This is a genomic window from Streptomyces sp. TP-A0356, from assembly GCF_001417775.1.
Taxonomy (GTDB): Bacteria; Actinomycetota; Actinomycetes; order Streptomycetales; family Streptomycetaceae; genus Streptomyces.
Map to the genome: position 1 here is coordinate 192,846 of NZ_BBZJ01000012.1, position 16,883 is coordinate 209,728.

The 16,883-nt window shown below is 71.6% G+C and carries 15 protein-coding genes; 9 read left to right on the forward strand and 6 right to left on the reverse strand.

From position 1 onward, the window contains the following. Positions 1-423: 423 nt before the first annotated feature. Positions 424-1,176, forward strand: a complete 753-nt coding sequence (locus ASC56_RS00955; protein ID WP_079102211.1) for an SDR family NAD(P)-dependent oxidoreductase — start codon at positions 424-426, stop codon at positions 1,174-1,176. Positions 1,177-1,337: 161 nt separating this feature from the next. Here ASC56_RS00955 and ASC56_RS00960 read toward each other — a convergent pair whose 3' ends face one another. Further along, the gene (locus ASC56_RS00960; protein WP_055489610.1) at positions 1,338-2,456 is read right to left on the reverse strand and encodes a PP2C family protein-serine/threonine phosphatase; all 1,119 of its coding nucleotides are present in this window, start codon (positions 2,454-2,456) and stop codon (positions 1,338-1,340) included. Positions 2,457-2,866: 410 nt separating this feature from the next. On the opposite strand from ASC56_RS00960, the gene ASC56_RS00965 reads away from it, so the two are divergent. After that, on the forward strand, positions 2,867-3,319 hold the full coding sequence (locus ASC56_RS00965; RefSeq protein ID WP_055489179.1) for an SPW repeat protein: 453 nt from the start codon (positions 2,867-2,869) through the stop codon (positions 3,317-3,319). 106 nt (positions 3,320-3,425) lie between these two features. Here ASC56_RS00965 and ASC56_RS00970 read toward each other — a convergent pair whose 3' ends face one another. Continuing rightward, positions 3,426-4,490, reverse strand: a complete 1,065-nt coding sequence (locus ASC56_RS00970; RefSeq protein ID WP_079102253.1) for a galactosyldiacylglycerol synthase — start codon at positions 4,488-4,490, stop codon at positions 3,426-3,428. Positions 4,491-4,858: 368 nt separating this feature from the next. On the opposite strand from ASC56_RS00970, the gene ASC56_RS00975 reads away from it, so the two are divergent. Genes ASC56_RS00975 through ASC56_RS00985 form a run of 3 tightly spaced genes read left to right on the forward strand, consistent with a single transcriptional unit; the run spans position 4,859 to position 7,504 of the window. Then, the gene (locus tag ASC56_RS00975; protein WP_055489181.1) at positions 4,859-5,710 is read left to right on the forward strand and encodes an SDR family oxidoreductase; all 852 of its coding nucleotides are present in this window, start codon (positions 4,859-4,861) and stop codon (positions 5,708-5,710) included. Positions 5,711-5,717: 7 nt separating this feature from the next. Beyond that, positions 5,718-6,644, forward strand: coding sequence for a DMT family transporter (locus ASC56_RS00980; protein ID WP_055489182.1), 927 nt, complete (start codon positions 5,718-5,720; stop codon positions 6,642-6,644). 41 nt (positions 6,645-6,685) lie between these two features. Next, positions 6,686-7,504, forward strand: coding sequence for a polysaccharide deacetylase family protein (locus ASC56_RS00985; RefSeq protein ID WP_063784902.1), 819 nt, complete (start codon positions 6,686-6,688; stop codon positions 7,502-7,504). A gap of 98 nt (positions 7,505-7,602) precedes the next feature. Here the strand turns inward: ASC56_RS00985 and ASC56_RS00990 are convergent, their stop codons facing one another. Beyond that, entirely contained in the window at positions 7,603-8,346 is a 744-nt protein-coding gene (locus tag ASC56_RS00990) for an SOS response-associated peptidase (protein WP_055489183.1), read from the reverse strand. A 144-nt stretch (positions 8,347-8,490) separates the two neighbouring features. Between ASC56_RS00990 and ASC56_RS00995 the strand changes: the two genes are divergently transcribed. Then, the gene (locus tag ASC56_RS00995; RefSeq protein WP_055489184.1) at positions 8,491-9,012 is read left to right on the forward strand and encodes a hypothetical protein; all 522 of its coding nucleotides are present in this window, start codon (positions 8,491-8,493) and stop codon (positions 9,010-9,012) included. A 193-nt stretch (positions 9,013-9,205) separates the two neighbouring features. Here the strand turns inward: ASC56_RS00995 and ASC56_RS01000 are convergent, their stop codons facing one another. Together ASC56_RS01000 and ASC56_RS01005 are read right to left on the reverse strand one after the other, a co-directional pair. Continuing rightward, entirely contained in the window at positions 9,206-10,291 is a 1,086-nt protein-coding gene (locus ASC56_RS01000; RefSeq protein WP_055489185.1) for a YihY/virulence factor BrkB family protein, read from the reverse strand. Between the two features lie 76 nt (positions 10,292-10,367). After that, complete coding sequence (locus ASC56_RS01005) at positions 10,368-11,504, reverse strand: hypothetical protein (RefSeq protein WP_055489186.1); 1,137 nt, start codon at positions 11,502-11,504, stop codon at positions 10,368-10,370. A 286-nt stretch (positions 11,505-11,790) separates the two neighbouring features. Between ASC56_RS01005 and ASC56_RS01010 the strand changes: the two genes are divergently transcribed. After that, the gene (locus ASC56_RS01010; RefSeq protein WP_079102254.1) at positions 11,791-12,957 is read left to right on the forward strand and encodes a hypothetical protein; all 1,167 of its coding nucleotides are present in this window, start codon (positions 11,791-11,793) and stop codon (positions 12,955-12,957) included. 58 nt (positions 12,958-13,015) lie between these two features. Here the strand turns inward: ASC56_RS01010 and ASC56_RS01015 are convergent, their stop codons facing one another. Then, a complete protein-coding gene (locus tag ASC56_RS01015; RefSeq protein WP_055489611.1) occupies positions 13,016-13,492 on the reverse strand; it encodes an SRPBCC family protein in 477 nt (158 codons plus the stop codon). A 234-nt stretch (positions 13,493-13,726) separates the two neighbouring features. On the opposite strand from ASC56_RS01015, the gene ASC56_RS01020 reads away from it, so the two are divergent. Next, a complete protein-coding gene (locus tag ASC56_RS01020; protein WP_055489187.1) occupies positions 13,727-14,914 on the forward strand; it encodes a PP2C family protein-serine/threonine phosphatase in 1,188 nt (395 codons plus the stop codon). A 267-nt stretch (positions 14,915-15,181) separates the two neighbouring features. After that, positions 15,182-16,846, forward strand: a complete 1,665-nt coding sequence (locus tag ASC56_RS01025) for an alkaline phosphatase family protein (protein ID WP_234376805.1) — start codon at positions 15,182-15,184, stop codon at positions 16,844-16,846. The last annotated feature ends 37 nt before the right edge of the window (positions 16,847-16,883 follow it).

The window sequence follows — 16,883 nt, forward strand, 5'->3', positions numbered from 1 at the left end:
GGTGCGCGCTTTCGGGTATGAACTCCTTGCCGGAAGACGGCAGGAATTCCTCCCGCCCGCATGCGGCGGAAACACGTCCGTGCCCTTCCCGGGTCATGTAACCGTGCGGCGTGTGCCGGCCGCGGCATCCCGGCCATACGGCTCTCGAAGAGCGGTTATAAGCGCCTCTTTTGGGCGCACGCGCGCCCTGACCGGCACCCCGCCACCACTCGCGGCGTCTGGTGCGTGCGATCGCGTGATCGGACTCCCATTTCGTTCGGAGCTCTTATGGCGGCTCTCGAAGCCGCCGATGAGGAAAACGGAATCCCCGGCGACGCCGTTCGCTTTCGACGCATGTCAGCTCACGAACGAGGTGATGCGACAGCGGGCGCGGCACGGCCGCAATCCCGTTGCGCTCTCATTTCCGATACGAAGGACGACCTCATGAGTTCTCTTGATCTGGCCGGACGCGTGGCCCTGGTGACCGGGGCGACCAGCGGCATCGGCGCCGCCACGGCGGCGCTGCTCGCCGAGCGGGGTGCGCACGTGCTGGTCGCGGGCCGGGACCGGTCCCGCGGTGACGCCGTGGTCGCCGCCATCCGTGACCGGAGCGGCAAGGCCGACTTCGTCGCCGCCGACCTGCGCACGGCGCAGTCCACGCGGCAGCTGGCGCGGGAGGCCGTCGACCTGGGCGGCGGCCGGGTGGACATCCTGGTCAACAACGCGGGCATCTACCCGTTCGGGCCGACGCCGCAGACGTCACAGAGCGACCTGGACGCCGTCTACGACGTGAATGTGAAGGCCCCGTTCCATCTGGTCGCGGCGCTCGCACCGGCCATGGCCGAGCGCGGCCAGGGAGCGATCGTCAACGTCAGCACCATGGTCGCCGAGTACGGCGTCGTCGGAATGGCGCTGTACGGGTCCAGCAAGGCGGCGCTGAACCTGCTCACCAAGGCGTGGGCCGCCGAGTTCGGGCCGCGCGGGGTCCGGGTCAACGCAGTGGAGCCCGGCCCGACCCGCACGGAAGGCACCGCCGGCACGGGCGACGCTCTCGACGCCCTGGCGGCCGAGGCCCCGGCCGGCCGGCCGGGTGCACCGGAGGAGATCGCCGAGGCGATCGCCTACCTGGTGAGCGACGCGGCGAGCTTCGTCCAGGGCGCGGTGGTGCCCGTGGACGGCGGCCGTACGGCCGTCTGACCCGGAGCCTTGCCGTGCGCCCTCCGATCGCGAGGGCGCCCGGCAAGGCTCGCGGAGTTGCCGTCCCGCCATGCTCCGGATCCTTCGTCAGGCGGTGTCGGAGCAGGGAGTCGACGTGCGCCTGCCCGTATCTGCGGCGCGGCACCGTGTGGATGCGGGCGTCACTCCGCCGGGCAGTCCCCGTCGGCCGTCTCGCACCGGCCCCCCGTGTCACTCGGGAGACGGCAGGCGGCGAGGGCGGCCGTGTCGTCGTAGAGGCGCGCGCCACTGTAGGCGAGCAGATCCTCGTGCAGGTGGTCGAGGAGTTCCCGAGGTGGCAGGGCGGCCCATTGCCGGACCCGCTCGGGGAGCGGGTAGAACTCACCCGTGCGGTCACGGGTCTCGGTCACGCCGTCCGTGTAGAGCAGCAGGAGGTCGCCGGGGCGGAAGGGCCGCTCGTCCGCGTGGTACTCGTCCCCGAACAGAACGCCGAGGTTGAGGGGCAGCGAGGGATCGGTCGAGTTCAGCTCGGTGACCGTCCCGTCCCGGCCGATGAGCAGGGGCGGCGGGTGGCCGCAGTTGACGATGCGGACCACGGGTGCCTTGTCGGGGATCTCGGCGAACACGGCGGTGACGAAGCGTTCCGCCACCTCGCTGCCGGGAAGCTGCGCGGCTCTGCGGGTCATGCTCCTCTCGACGCGGCGCGCCACCGCGGCCAGATCGGGCTCGTCGTGGGCGGCCTCGCGGAAGGCGCCGAGCATCGTCGCGGCCGTCTCCACCGCGACCAGGCCTTTGCCCCGGACGTCGCCGATGAGCAGGCGGACTCCGTACGCGGTGGGCACCGCCTCGTACAGGTCGCCGCCGATGCGTGCCTCCGCGGCGGCGGACAGATAGAGGGTTTCCACGCACACCTGGCCGAGGCGGTGGGGCACCGGGCGCAGCAGCACGCGCTGCGCGGTCTCCGCCACGGAGCGCACGGTGGCGAGGGTGCGTTCCCGGCGCATGCGGTGGGCGGCCAGAATCGCGCCGAGGACGCCGACCAGCGTGGTGGAGATGTAGGTGGCCACGTAGTGGCGGTCCCCCACATAGCCCACGGAGCGGCCCGCACAGCACGGAGTGCCGGCCAGGATCGCTTCGAACCCGACGGCGAAGACCGTGATGGCGGCGACGGTGGCGGGTCCGTGGGCGTAGGCGGCGACCACGGGGAGGGCGATGAGCAGGAAGCTCACCGGCCACTGCACGGGTGTGATCGGTTCGATCACCAGGATCACCGCGACGTAGATGGCCGGCAGCCAGCGCATCCATACGGGTGGTGCGGGCACTTGCAGGCCCGCGCCCTCGTACTGCGCCGCACGGCGGCCTTCGGCTTCGGGGCGGCCGCGCCGTTTCCGGTGCATCCACTCACGCGGCCTGTACACGAGATCTCCTGGCAGGGCTTGATCAGGGCAACCGGGCCCCGATGCGGCTCAACGGCTCAACCCGACCATGGCTCCGGCAAGGGCATGTCAGGATCTTTGCGGCAATCCTACGACGTGGGGACCTTTGAGGATGGATGCCGGGCTTCGGTGGCCGAGGCGCTCACGCCGGGCACCATCTCTGCCAGAACTCCCCCGGGACGGCGTCGACACATGTGATGTTTTGGATAAATGACCCAAATCGGGGAATTTGCCATACGTACGCAACTCCCCCTCACGGAGAGGAGACGGCAGCGATGTCGTATCCGCAACGCTCCACTGGTGGAATGGCGGCGCATCCCGAAATGTCAGAGATACGGGAGCGGCTCGAACGTACGGCGGCCAGCAACGGGGCGATCGTCATCGAAGGACTGCTCGTCCTGGCGGGCGTCTACGCCGCGATATCACCCTGGGTCCTGCACTTCTCGGCGGCCGAGCCCAACATCACCGTCAACAACCTGATCGTCGGCATCACCGTCGGTCTGATCGGGCTCGGTCTGACCACGGCCCCGGAGGCCATGTTCCGCCTGGCCTGGGTGGTGGCACCGCTCGGTGTGTGGCTCCTGATCTCCCCCTGGGTGGTCACCGCCACGCACGGCGCACGAGCCGGCATCATCTGGAACAACTGCGTCGTGGGCGCGGTGACCATGCTGCTGGGACTGGCCGCGATGGGTCTGACCATCGGGGTCACCCGCCGCGCCCCTCGGTGAGGCGAGAGTGTGTCGTGCCCGGGTCCGCCCGCGGGCACGGCACCTCCCGGCCGCCCCGACCCCAACGGGCGGAAGGCATTCGCCCCCGGTGTCAGGGGCCGATGGTTCACGCGACAGCCGCCTCGAGGAACTCCAGTACCCGTGACAGGACGTCACCGCGGAAGAGCGTCCGCCCGTGAGCGATGCGTCGTTCCCGGTCGGGACCCGCCGCCGTGAGCCGATCCAGCGAGCCGAGCAGGCCGGCCTCGTCCGTGGCCAGGTCCGAGACGCCCAACGCGGCCATCCGACGTACGCCCTCCGCGCCATGGCCGGGCAGGGGGCGGTACCCCACCACCGGGAGCCCCACGGCCAGGGCCTGTACGGCGGTCTGCCCCGCGGCGTTGTCCACGAGCGCGCCGGCCACGTGCATGAGGCCGGGCATATCGGCGATCCAGCCGAGTGCGAGGACACCCGGGAGCTGGGACAGGCGCCCGCGTAGCCGTGTGTTGCGGCCGCACAGCACGACCGGGAGGTATCCGTGGGCGGTCAGCAGCCCGGCCGTCGCGGCAAGGCGGGATCCCGCTCCCCAGGCACCGGCGGAGAGCAGGACAGGGGGGCGCCCGGGAGCGCGCCGGGTGAAGGACCGTGACCACTGCGGCGCCCCGGGGGCCGGGGCGAAGAACCTGGGTGCCACGACCGGGCCGGTGGCTTCGGCGGGTGCGTCGATGTCCTGGCGCACCTCACGCACGGCTTCGTCCGTGAGGCAGAAGTACCTGTCGTTCCCCGGGTGGAGCCACTGCCGGTGGACGGCGAAGTCGATCAGGAACACGGCGCTCGGCACCTCCAGTCGCCCTCGGGACCTGAGATGCCCGGTCAGCTGCGCACCGAGGTGGAAGACGGGGACGACGACATCCGCACCGGTCCGCTCCACCAGTTCCGTCAGGCGCTGGCCCGCGAGGCCGGCCAGCGGCACACCGCTCGGACGACGGCCGCCCCCGCGCCGCAGCAGCGTGTCGTAGAGGGCGGCGTACGCCCAGGGGAAGTGCCGTACCGAGGCCTGATAGCTGCGCCGAAGGCCCGAACCCAGGCCGTACGGCAGCAGGTGGAGGACGTCCGCCACGTGCGCCTCATGACCGCGCTCCCTGGCGCGGCGCTCCAGCTCGACGGCCACCGTGTCGTGTCCGGACCCCATGCTCGCGCTGATGATCAGCAGCCGCCGCCCGTTCGTGGACCGTGGGGCGGGACCGACAGCCTCAGCCATGACTCACGACGCCGCCGGCGGCCGACAGGAGCGGCCCGGACGCGGCGACCGAACCGCGCGGGCCACGGTCCATCCCGCCAGGCCTCCCGATCGCTCGCGTCGCCTGGCGCCGAGACGCAGGGGAAAATGTACGCACTGGTACCGATTGTCCCTTGCTGTGCTGTACAAACCCGTCCACGCGTTCCTGGTTTCGGAGCGTGACGAGCGGGATACACCCGTTCGCCTCGTCCGTCCGGCCCCAGGAGCCTCGCCCTCACCCGCCCGTCCGGTGTTCGCCGTCGCAGCCGAGGTCAGCCGACATGTCTCAAGCTCCCTCCCGTGCTCGATCCGCCCCCGCCCCGTCCGTGGACGCGCCGTCTCCGGCCGCCCTCCCCGTGCGTCGGCGTACCGGGGACCCGTCGGCCCCCCGGGGCACGGCACTGGTGACCGGCGCCTCCTCGGGCATCGGGGCCGCCGTTGCGCGTCGTCTGGCCGCCGAGGGCGGCTGGCGCCTGGTGCTGAACGGGCGTGACGCGGCACGGCTGGCGCGCGTCGCCGACCGGGCACCGGCCACCGTCTTCCCCGCGGATCTCACCCGGCAGGCTGAGACCCGGCAGCTGGCCGAGTTCGCCCTCGACCACCTCGGCCGGGTGGACCTGCTGGTGGCCTGCGCCGGTATCGGCTGGGCGGGTGACTTCAGCAGCATGCCCGCACGCGCCATCGACGAAGTCATCGACGTCGATGTGCTCGCCACGATGCACCTGGTACGGCACCTGCTCCCCCGGATGGTGGAAGCCGGCTCGGGACGTGTAGTGATCATCGGATCCCTGGCGGGCACGGTCGGCGTGCGCGGCGAGGCCGTCTACTCCGCCGCCAAGGCCGCGCTCGCGACGTACGCCGACGCCTTGCGGTACGAACTGCGCGGCACCGGCGTCGGCGTCACCCATGTGGTCCCCGGTGTGGTGGACACTCCGTTCTTCGAACGCCGGGGCGTGCCCTACCGACGGTCGCGGCCGACACCGGTCCCGCCCGAGCGGGTGGCGGACGCCGTCTGGTCCGCCGTCTCCCGGGGCAGGGACGAGGTCTACGTCCCCGGCTGGCTGCGCCTGCCCGCGCGGGTGCGCGGCGCGGCGCCGGCCCTCTACCGGTGTCTCGCCGCCAGGTTCGGATGAGTGACGGTTGAGCGCCCTCACCGTCGGGCTCGCCCTGCTCGCGGCGCTCGGCAACGCCTCGGCCTCCGTCCTGCAGCGGCGGGCGGCCACGGACGAAGCCGAAGGCGGCCGCGGGGCGCGCCAGGCGATGCGGTGGCTCGGCCGTGTGCTGCGCCGACCGTACTGGCTGGCGGGTGCCGGCCTGCTCGCGCTGTCGACCGTGTTGCAGGCGTCCGCGCTGGCCGTGGGGAACCTGTCCGTCGTACAGCCCCTGCTGGCCAGTGAACTTCTGTTCACCCTGGCCGTCGGCAGCGTGGTCTTCCACCGCCGTCCGAACCGTCGCACCTGGCTGGCGTTCACGGCCCTGGCCGTCGGTCTGGCTCTCTTCCTGGGCGTGGCCGCGCCCTCCTCCGGCCGGCCCACGGCGCTGCCCGGGCGCTGGCCCGCGGCGGCAGCGGCGGTGCTGTGCGCCGTCACCCTGCTGATCGTCCTGGCCCGGGTGGTGAGGGGCGGGTCGCGCGCCGCGCTGCTCGGGCTGTCGTCCGCGGTGTCGTTCGCCGCCACGGCCGCGCTGATGAAGGAGGTGATGGGCAGGCTCACGCAGGGTGTGGCCACCGTGCTCACGCAGTGGCCGCCGTATGCCGCCGTCACCATGGGAGTGGTCGGCTTCCTGCTGCTGCAGAGCGCGTTCCGCGCCGGGAGCCTGACGGCGTCCCAGCCCGCTCTCACCCTCGGTGACGCGGTGACCAGCGTGGCGCTGGGATGGGCGCTGTTCGACGAGCACATCGCCCTCGGGGTTCAGGTGGTGCCCGAAGTGGCCGGGATCGTGCTCATCGGGGCGGGAAGCATCGGTCTGGCGAGTGCCGTGTCGGTCGGCGGTACGTGGGACGCGGCGCCCGGAGGGCGGAACGGATCCGACCCCGGCACCCAGGAACCGGCGCCGCAGAGATCGTGAACCGGTACCCGAGCCCAGGACCGCAAGGAGGCGCGTTGCCGATGTCTCTTCCACACGCCCATTCCCCCGCCCGGCGCGCGGCGGTGGCACTGGTGCCGTTCGCCGCGGTGGCCGCCGCGCACATGGGTCCGGCCGCCACCTGGCTGCCGGGCCTCAGGCGCCGCTTCTTCCCGGGGCTCGCCGGCGTGGGCCGCCGCGATCACATCGCTCTCACGTTCGACGACGGCCCCGATCCGAGGTCCACACCGCGCTTCCTGGACGCGCTGGACGGCCTGGGTGTGCGGGCGACCTTCTTCGTACTGGGTGAGAGTGTCGAACGGCATCCGGCGCTGGCCCGCGAGACAGCCGAACGGGGGCACGAACTCGCCGTCCACGGCTGGACGCACAGCCGCCCCTGGCTGCCCTTGCCGGGTCGCGACGTGGCGGACCTGGTGCGGGCGGTGGACGCGGTGTACGACGCGGCGGGCCGTCGGCCGCGGTGGTACCGCCCGCCGTACGGCATCCTCACGTCCGGGCGCTGGGCGGCGGCCCGGAGGGCCGGACTGCGGCCGGTGCTGTGGACCGCCTGGGGCCGGGACTGGACTGCCGACGCCGCCCCCGCCTCCGTACACGCGGCGCTGGCATCCGGTCTGCGCGGCGGAGGCACCCTTCTCCTGCACGACTCGGACCGGGCCTCCGCGGCCGGCTGCTGGCACTCCGCGCTGGGAGCGCTGCCCGGGATCGTGAACTGCTGCCGCGCGGCCGGGTTGTCCGTCGGCCCGCTCGCCGAGCACGGCACGGGCGCCGCGGCGGCACCCTGCACGCGGGCACCCGACCAGGAACCCCTCGCCTGCGGCGGCGCACGGCCACGTCGAGCCTGAGAGCTCCGAACAGAATGGGCGCCCGGTTCGCGGCGCCTGGCACGCACGCTCGCTGATGGGACTCCCACTCTGTTCGGAGCTCCAAGCCGTACCCGCCGTCACGGCGTGGCTTCCTCCAGCAGGTGGGGGCCGTTGTTGCGGACGCTGTTGACGGCCGTGGAGACCGGCCGGGCCGCCAGGTGGCCGTGCGCGGGCGGGGTCAGCAGCGCGCGGAGTTCGTCGGGGTCCTGGTGGCGCGGGTCGAGCCAGGCGTCGTAGTGGCCGGGGGTGAGGGCGAGCGGCATACGGGGGTGGACGCGGCCGGCTTCGTCCGTGGCCTCGGTGGTGATGATGGTGCAGGTCATCAGCCACGCGGCGGGATCGTCGTCATGCTTGACCGACGGGTCGCGCCAGTATGCGTACAGCCCGGCGAGCGCCAGTACCTGCCCGTCGGTGGGATGGATGAAGTACGGCTGCTTGCGGGCCTTGCCCGACTCGCGGTCCTCGATCTGCTCCCACTCGTAGAAGCCGTCGGCCGGCAGCAGGCAACGGTGCTGGGCGAACGCGCGCCGGAAGGCGGGCTTCTCGTGCACGGTCTCCACCCGGGCGTTGATCATCTTCGCGCCGGCCCTCGCGTCCTTCGCCCAGGACGGCACCAGGCCCCAGCGCAGGGTCCTCAACTGCCGCCGCGCCGAGGCGTCATGGCCCGCGCCGCGCGGGGTGCGTTCGAGGACGGCCCATACGTCGTCGGTCGGGGCGACGTTCCAGTTCGGCGCCAGCGCCTCCTGGGGGCGCCAGTCGGTGACATGGAAGAGCTGGGCCAGGTCCTCGGGGCTGCGGGTGGAGACGTAGCGGCCGCACATACCGCCACTGTGCCACGCTCACCCACGTCTGCCGGGCGACCCCGCCCGTGGGCCTCCGTCTCGCGACCGCGCCGGCGCGTCCTGCCGTGCGCCCGGCCGGGGAACCGCGAGGCAGGATGCCCCCGTTGCGCTGATCCTGGAGAGGTGACACGTCAGGCCTCCCTGCAAGACCCGGATGCGGGACGACCGGCCGACACGGCCCGGACCAACTACACGGGCGCGGTCTACGGCTCGCTCCTCGCCGCCTCCGTCGTCGCCGGCACCAGCACATTCGGGCCGTACCCGAGGCTCGAACTCGTGCTGCTCCTGCTGTGCACCGGCGTGGTGTTCTGGGCCGCGCACGCCTACTCCGGCTTCGTCGGCGACCGGCTGCTGCACAGGCCGCTGAGCTGGGCGGAGGTCCGTGACGTCGGCAGCCGGGAGTGGCCGATCGCGCAGGCGGCCGTGCTGCCGGCCACCGCGGTCGCGATCAGTCCCCTCCTGCGGCTCGGACTCGCGGGGGCGGCTTGGCTGGCACTCGGCATCGCCCTGGCCCAGCAGGTCTTCTGGGCCGGCACCGCGGCACGGCGGGCCGGGGCCTCCGCCCTCGCGGTGGCATCCGTGGGCGCCGTCAATCTCGTACTCGGCCTGGTGATCGTCGCCGCCAAGGTCGCGATCCAGCACTGACATACGTGCCGCGCACATCCGTGCGCTGCGCGCGAGCGAGGGCGGCGACCTGCTGGTCATGGGCACCCCACGCCCGTACGGGCCCTCCAGGACTGGGGCTCGCGTCCACGGTCACCAGCGGCACGGGTGTCCCGGTGTGCACGTACCGGCGCCCCGCTGCCTCCTGAGCCGTCTCGCCCCCGACAGCGCTCGGTCAGTCCAGACGGCGCCGGTCCTCCTCGTCCCACGCGCGGGTGTCGCGCGGCTCGGTGTAGGGCTCCTCGTCGGGTGGATGGCCGCCGGCGATCGCCCGCTGCCGCGCGGTCTCCGCGTCGAACTCCAGCCCCAGCAGGATCGCCAGATTGCCGATCCACAGCCAGATCAGGAAGATGACCACGCCCGCCATGGCTCCGTAGGCCCTGTTGTACGAGGCGAAGTGGGACACGTAGATCGCGAACCCACCGGAGGCGACCATCCAGATCACCAGCGCCACGAAGCTGCCGGGGGTGATCCAGCGGAAGCCGCGGACCTTCGCGTTCGGCGTGGCCCAGTACAGGATCCCGATCATGAGCATCACCAGTACGAGGAGCACGGGCCACTTGGCGATCGACCACACCGTCAGCGCCGTGTGCCCGATGCCCAGCGCGGTGCCGACCTGCCGGGCCAGGTCTCCGGTGAAGACCACGATCAGCGCGCTGATCACGGCCAGCACCATGAGCACCACGGTGACGGCGATGCGGATGGGGAGCACCTTCCAGAGGGGGCGGCCCTCGGGTATGTCGTAGACGGCGTTGGCGGCGCGGATGAACGCGGCGATGTAGCCGGATGCCGCCCACACCGACAGGGCCAGGCCCGCGAACGCCACGACCGACCCGGTGGCGGTCTGTCCCTGCAGTTGTTCCACGGTCCGGGTGAGGATGTCCCGGGCCGAGCCGGGGGCGAACCGCTTGAGGTTGGCCACCACCTGGTCGGTCGCCGACCTGCCCACGATGCCCAGCAGGGACACCAGCACCAGCAGGGCCGGGAAGAGGGACAGCACACCGTAGTAGGTGAGGGCAGCGGCCCGGTCGGTCAGTTCGTCCTTCTGGAACTCGCGCAGGGTGCCCTTCAGCACCGCCCACCACGAGCGCCCGGGCAGCTGTGTGGGCGCGTCCGGGGCCCTGTGCTCCACCTCGGGGTCCGGTCCGGGCCGCTCGGCCGTGGAGTCCTCGGGGGGCTCCCTCCGGCGGTCCGGCGATTCCGGCGGAGGGCCGTGCCGCCCCGCGTCGTCCCTGCGTCCCCGTTTCGGCAGCCGATTCATACGGGACCGGGTATCCCGGTCCCCGCCGGTTCACTCGGCCTGCGGTACGAGAACCGTACGCCCGAGCAGCGTGTCATCAGTCTTCCTCGCCGTCCTCGGAGCGGGCTGAGCGTTCCTTCAGCTGTCGCTGGCGTTCGCGCTGCCTCCTTCCGTACGTGGCGTCCCGCACCTCCTCGTCGCCCTCCAGCCCCGTTCCGAAGGCCCCGCCGATCATGGCGATGGACGTGATGAACCAGCACAGGAAGAGGTAGTCACCCGCGACGACCGGGCGTCCCACGAACTTGCGCAGGACGGAGGGCTCCAACAGCAGGAAGGAGACGGCGACCAGCGTCACGAAGAGCATCGCGGCAAGGAAGGCCACCGCCAGCGCGACGGTGATCAGCGTGACCAGGTTGTACGGGTAGAGCGGGTGGTGACGGGCGGGAAGTTCGTCGGCGTGTTCCCAGAGGCGGTGGTCGATGATGATCCACGCGCTGAGGGCGAGAGCGGACACGACGGTGATCAGCGCCTGCTTCCACGCGCTGAGCGCGGTGGCCAGGTTCCAGGTGGCGGTGTTGATGAAGAGGATCGTCGCCGTGGCGAACACCCCCGCCAGCGCCCGGGAGAGGGAGCCGAACAACCGCCAGGGACGGTTGGCGCGCACCATGCCGCTGATCAGGCGCACATGGCCGCGCAGGCCGGGCACGACGTACCGCCTGAGCGCACGGGGCTGGGGCCCGAGGCCGGGTGCGGGTTCGCGCGGCGGGCGGCCGATCACCTTGGGGTGCTCCAGGGCCCTCTCCCGCGAGACCATCTGCCGGACGATGTCCACGACCGCCTGCCGCACCCGGCGGCGTAGGCGGCGGGAGCCCAGTGCCGGCAACGAGATGAGCGCCACCCGGCGTTCGGTGTCGACCTCGACACTGACCGGGTAGAGACGCGCACGCCGTGGGAGATCGGTGATGAAGATGCCGATGTCCCAGCCCATGCCCTCCAGGTGACCGCTCACCATGTCCGCGATGCGGGAGACATCGACCTGGTCGTCCGCCACCAGGGGTACGGTGACCGCGTCGACCTCCCACCGAACCGCTGCGCCGGTGGCCCGGCGGAGTTGCCCGGGCAGGCGCGGAGCCAGGCTTCGGGCGATCTCCGAGGGCAGGCCGGGGTCGGCGACCAGGACGAGCCGCAGGGACCCGCGGTTCGGCGGTCTCGGCGTACCCTGTGCGTCACTCACGCCCGTCGGCCTCTTCCTCGCCGGGCGGGCGTCCACAGCCTTCGTACTCCGCCGCCTTCATCACTTCCCACCAGGAACAGGGAGCCGACTCCTCCACCGTCCCACCCGTGCCCGGCACCTGCCACCACACACACCTGTCCGCGAAGCGCCCTGGGTGAGAGATCGGGTCGCGGGAGAACCATCCTGCCCGATCGGCCATCTCAAGAAGGGGACCCCAGGACGTCTCAGGGCCAAGCGTCGGGGACGGGAGCCGAAAGGAAGGCGCGTGCCGGTCATCAGTCAGCGGATGCACCTGGTGCTGCTCGCTGCCTGGACGGTCCTCTGGTTCGCCGTCGTCGAGCCGCACGGCGGGTTCTCCTGGCACTATCTGCGCACCGGCGGAGAGTTGCTCTACCAGGGCCCCTCGAGTGGCGGCGACGGCGGTCTGAACCTGTACGCCCATCACCCGGAGCTGCAGATGGGGCCCGTCAGCTTCCTCGCAGCGGGCCTGTTCAACCCCTTTCCCGGGGCCGTCGGGCAGCTGCTGGCCGCCGCCCTGATGTCGCTGCTCGGCCTCGTCGTCCTCGTCCTGGCCGGGCGCAGCGCGGCCTGGCACTTCCTGGGAACCGGAACCAACCATCAGCGACTGCGGCAGCGCGTGCTGGTCGCCGGTCTGGCCTTCATCCCGATGTGGATCGAGGTCGCAGTCCGCTTCGGGCACCTGGACGATGTCCTGGCCCTCTTCTTCACCGTCCTGGCCGTACACTCCGTCACCCGCGGCCATCCGGCCGCGACCGGTGTCTTCCTGGCCCTGGCCATGGACTCCAAGCCGACCGCGCTTGCCTTCCTGCCGCTGCTGCTCGCCCTGCCGAGACACCAGTGGCTGCGCGCGGGCCTGTGGTGCGCCGGCCTGGTCGCGCTCGCCTGGCTGCCGTTCTTCGTCGACGCGCCGCACTCGTTCGCCGCGGCCCAGTTCACCATCCCCAACCAGCCGGCGTCCGCGCTGCGCTGGCTCGGTGTCAGTGACCCGCGGACCCCGTCCTGGGACCGCCCGGCACAGTTCGCGCTGGGCCTGGCTCTCGGGTGTGTCGCCGTCTGGCGCGGCCGGTGGGCCGCGGTCGTGCTGCTCGGGGCCAACGCCAGGGTCCTCCTGGACCCCAGTGTGTACACGTACTACACCGCTTCCGTCCTGCTGGGCACCCTGCTGTGGGATGTGATCGGGCAGCGGCGCCTCGTGCCCTGGTGGAGCTGGATCGCGCTGATCACCCTCTACGGCAGCGTCTTCGTCGTTCCCGACGACTCGGCCCGTGGCCTGATACGCCTGGGGTTCGTGGCCGTCTCGACCGCGTACGTGCTGTTCTGGCCGATGGGAGGCCGACGCGATCGCGCCCGCTCACGGGCCCGGCCACGGCCGGTCATGCCTCCGGGGCAAGGAAGCGGGGCACCGCGACCGGCGGGCGGGAGCGCAACGTAACGCCTACGCCGGAGGCGCCTCGGCCGCGTGGTCCGGCCGAGGCACCTCCGGCAGGCGGTCAGAGGGACGAACCGGGGTCACCGGGCTTGATGCGCCCACGCCAGGCGCCGGATTCGCTCCCGCGCTGCTCGATGTACTCCTTGAAGCGGCGCATGTCGCCCTTGACGCGCCGGTCGATGATTCCCAGCATGTCCGCGGTCTTCTCCGCCGCCCCACCGGGCTCTACGTCCATGACGAGCTCCACCCGGGTGTGCGTGTCATCCAGGCGCTGGAAGCGAACCATGCCCCGCTGCCTGGTGTCGCCGCTGGTGGTCCGCCAGGTGATCCGCTCGTCGGGGAGCTGGTCGACGATCTCGGTGTCGAACTCCCGCCGCACTCCGCCGATCTTGGTGGTCCAGTGATTGTGGCGGTCGTCGACCTGCCTCACCTCCTCCACGCCCTCCATGAAGCTCGGGAAGTCCTCGAACTGCGTCCACTGGTTGTAGGCGGTGTGGATGGGAACCTCGACCTCCACCGCTTCCTTGACCGTGCTCATCTGCGCCTCCTCCTCGCTGATCGATTGCGCCGGCGCCATCGGGGCGCCGCGTGGATCTCGGCACAATGCGGCGGGTACCCAAGGATCACCGGTTTACGTTCAGGGGTGTGCGGGGCAGGTCGCGACCCGTCGGGTCGGGGCCGTGCGCGGGCGGCGGACCCCGGCCCGGCACCGCGTGACGCGCCCCCCCGGCACGCGGTGGCCGACCCACCCGTGGCGAGGCAGGGTGGAGGCATGGGGCCGCGGCAGAGCCTTGCCGCTCTGCGGCAGCCGTGGCAATCGAGTCATGCGCTGCTGCTGCTTCCGGTCGCTCTCATCGTGGTGATCATGGTGGTGGACATCCACTCCCCCGAGACCATCCATCTGGGACCCGCGCTGGTCATCGCTCCGGCGCTCACCCCTTCGTTCGCCGGCCCCCGGATGACCGGATTCGTCGGTGCGCTGGCGGTGGCGGCTCAGGTCGTCATCGCCATCCTTCACGGCGGCCTGACCACCACCAACCACATCGTGCAGATCATCACTCTTGCCGTGTTCTCGGTACTGATCATGGTCTACGCAGCCATCCGCGACCGGCGCCGCGCACAGCTGGCCCAGGTCCGGTCGGTGGCCGAGGCCGCCCAGCACGTCCTGCTGTGGCCGCTGCCGGAGACCCTCGGTCCCCTGAAGGTCGCCACCCTGTACCTGGCCGCCGAGGACGAAGCACAGATCGGCGGCGACCTGTACGCGGCCACCCGCACCGACAACGCGGTGCGGGTGCTGATCGGTGATGTGCGCGGCAAGGGCCTGTCCGCGATCGGCGAGGCCGCACTGCTGCTCGGCGCCTTCCGCGAGGCCGCCCATCGGCAGGCGTCCCTGCCGGAGCTGGCGGCCACTCTCGAACAGAGCGTGACCCGCTACCTGGCCGACTTCGAACCGATCGAGGAGCTCGGCGAACGCTTCGCCACCGCCCTGCTCGTCGAGATCCCCGACGACGACCCCATCACCCGCATGACCAGTTGCGGACACCCTCCGCCACTGCTGCTCAGCGAAGGCCACGTGGTCACCGCCCCGAGCCTGCACCCCGCGCCTCCCCTGGGGGTCAGCGGGACGACTCCCGGGAGCTACACCCTGGACGTGTTCTCCTTCGAGCCCGGTGACACCCTGCTGCTGTACACCGACGGCGTCATCGAGGCCCGCGACGCCGAGGGCCGCTTCTACCCGCTCGCCGAACGCGTCGCCCAGTGGACCCAGGCCAGCCCGCAGGCGCTCCTGCACCACATTCGGCGAGATCTCCTCGTCCACACCGGCGGGCGCCTGGACGACGACGTCGCGCTCATCGCCCTGCACCGCACTCCCATCGTCCACCGCGGCCACCACCACGATCGGATCATCCACGCCGACGGGTTCCGGCATCGGCCGAGCACCCGGGCGCAGGAGAGTTGACCGGGGAAGGGTGCCGGCGCTGACCCGTCCGGGTTCGGCCGAGTCCGGTGACGGCTCCCATGGGTGGCGCCGTGTCATTTCACAGCCCTCGCGGTCCGCATGGTGGCAGCGCAGCCACCGGCTCGGGGCGCCCCCGACTTTTGCGTACGCCCGTGCGTTTCTTTGGCATCACACGGTACGGAGGCCCCCTTCCGTACACGTTGGCCCTCTCGTATGTCGGTGCATGATCCGCGCTGCCCCATGCTCCGTACCGTTCGAGGAGAACCCTTGTCCCGACGTCCTGCCCGTCGTGTCGCCGCGGTCACCGCGGCGCTCGCCGCTGTCGGCGCTCTCACCGCCACGGCCACCGAGTCCGCCTCGGCGCACGTCCCCGTCACGCACCCGCGCACCCCCGCCCGGCACGTCCTGCTGCTGTCGGTCGACGGCCTGCACCAGTCCGACCTGGCCTGGTACGTCGCCCGCCACCCGGAGTCGGCGCTCGCGCGCCTCGCCGCCGGCGGTGTGGAGTACACCCACGCGAGGACCACCGTGCCCTCCGACTCGTTCCCGGGTCTGGTCGGCCAGCTCACGGGCGGCAACCCCGGTACCACGGGCGTCTACTACGACGACACCTACAACCACGCGCTTCTCCCGGCCGGCACGACCCACTGCTCGGGCGTGAAGCCCGGCGTGGAGGTCGACCTCACCGAGAACCTCGACCGCAACCAGCACTCCATCGACGCCGGCCAGGGTCTGAAGGGCCTGCCCGGCAGCATCCTGAAGATGACCGGCAACGCCCGCAGCCTGATCGACCCGTCGAAGCTGCCGGTCGACCCGAAGACCTGCAAGCCGGTCTACCCGTACTCGTACCTGCAGGTGAACACGGTCTTCAACGTGGTCCGCAAGGCAGGGCTGCGGACCGCCTGGTCCGACAAGCACATCGCGTACGACATCCTGAACGGGCCTTCGGGCAACGGCATCCAGGACCTGTTCGCCCCCGAGATCAACAGCGATGCGATCGGTTATCCGGCGGCCGCCGACTGGACGAAGGACAACGCGGCGACCGAGCAGTACGACGGCTACAAGGTGCGGGCCGTCCTCAACGAGATCGACGGCTACGACCACAGCCGCACGAACAAGGTCGGAACCCCCGCGGTGTTCGGCATGAACTTCCAGTCCGTGTCGACCGCTCAGAAGCTGCCCACCTCCAATGGCCTGACGGGCGGTTACGCGTCGAAGGGCGTACCGGGACCGCTGCTGGCGAAGAACCTCGCGTTCGTCGACAAGGAGGTCGGGGCCCTCGCCGCCGAGCTGCGCAAGAGGCACCTGGACGGGAACACCACGGTCATCCTCTCGGCCAAGCACGGGCAGTCCCCGACCGACCCGAAGGCGCTGACCCGGATCGACGACGGCGCTCTGCTGGACGGTCTCGACGCTGCCTGGAAGGCCGCTCACCCGGGCGCCGGCAAGCTGGTCGCGCACGCCGTGAACGACGACGGCATGCTCATCTGGCTCACCGACCGTTCCAAGGCCGCCACCGACTTCGCCAAGGCGTATCTGCTCGCCCAGTCCGGTACCGGCAACGGCATCGACGGCGCCGCCAGGCCCTTCACTGCGAGCGGCCTGAAGACCCTGTACGCCGGTGGGGAGGCGGCCCGCTACTTCCACGTCCGCCCGGGCGACTCGCGCGTGCCCGACCTGTTCGGCATCGCGCGGTACGGCGTCGTCTACACCGGCGGCAAGAGCAAGATCGCCGAGCACGGCGGCGCCCACGCCGACGACCTCGACGTCCCGCTCGTCGTCTCCGGAGCCGCCGCCGCGCACGGCACGCGCGTCGGCGACACGGTCGAGACCACGCAGATCGCCCCGACGATCCTGCGGCTGCTGGGCCTGAACCCCCAGGACCTGGACGCCGTGCGCATCGAGCACACCCGGGCACTGCCCACCCGCTGACCCGCGGCGCGGCTGTGCCGCGTCACCTCCCCGTGGT

Coding starts and splice junctions, on each gene's coding strand:
- ASC56_RS00955 (WP_079102211.1), top strand. CDS start 424: ATGAGTTCTCTTGATCTGGCCGGACGCGTGGCCCTGGTGACCGGGGCG.
- ASC56_RS00960 (WP_055489610.1), bottom strand. CDS start 2,456: ATGCGCTGGCTGCCGGCCATCTACGTCGCGGTGATCCTGGTGATCGAA.
- ASC56_RS00965 (WP_055489179.1), top strand. CDS start 2,867: ATGTCGTATCCGCAACGCTCCACTGGTGGAATGGCGGCGCATCCCGAA.
- ASC56_RS00970 (WP_079102253.1), bottom strand. CDS start 4,490: ATGGGGTCCGGACACGACACGGTGGCCGTCGAGCTGGAGCGCCGCGCC.
- ASC56_RS00975 (WP_055489181.1), top strand. CDS start 4,859: ATGTCTCAAGCTCCCTCCCGTGCTCGATCCGCCCCCGCCCCGTCCGTG.
- ASC56_RS00985 (WP_063784902.1), top strand. CDS start 6,686: ATGTCTCTTCCACACGCCCATTCCCCCGCCCGGCGCGCGGCGGTGGCA.
- ASC56_RS00990 (WP_055489183.1), bottom strand. CDS start 8,346: ATGTGCGGCCGCTACGTCTCCACCCGCAGCCCCGAGGACCTGGCCCAG.
- ASC56_RS01000 (WP_055489185.1), bottom strand. CDS start 10,291: ATGAATCGGCTGCCGAAACGGGGACGCAGGGACGACGCGGGGCGGCAC.
- ASC56_RS01010 (WP_079102254.1), top strand. CDS start 11,791: ATGCACCTGGTGCTGCTCGCTGCCTGGACGGTCCTCTGGTTCGCCGTC.
- ASC56_RS01015 (WP_055489611.1), bottom strand. CDS start 13,492: ATGAGCACGGTCAAGGAAGCGGTGGAGGTCGAGGTTCCCATCCACACC.
- ASC56_RS01020 (WP_055489187.1), top strand. CDS start 13,727: ATGGGGCCGCGGCAGAGCCTTGCCGCTCTGCGGCAGCCGTGGCAATCG.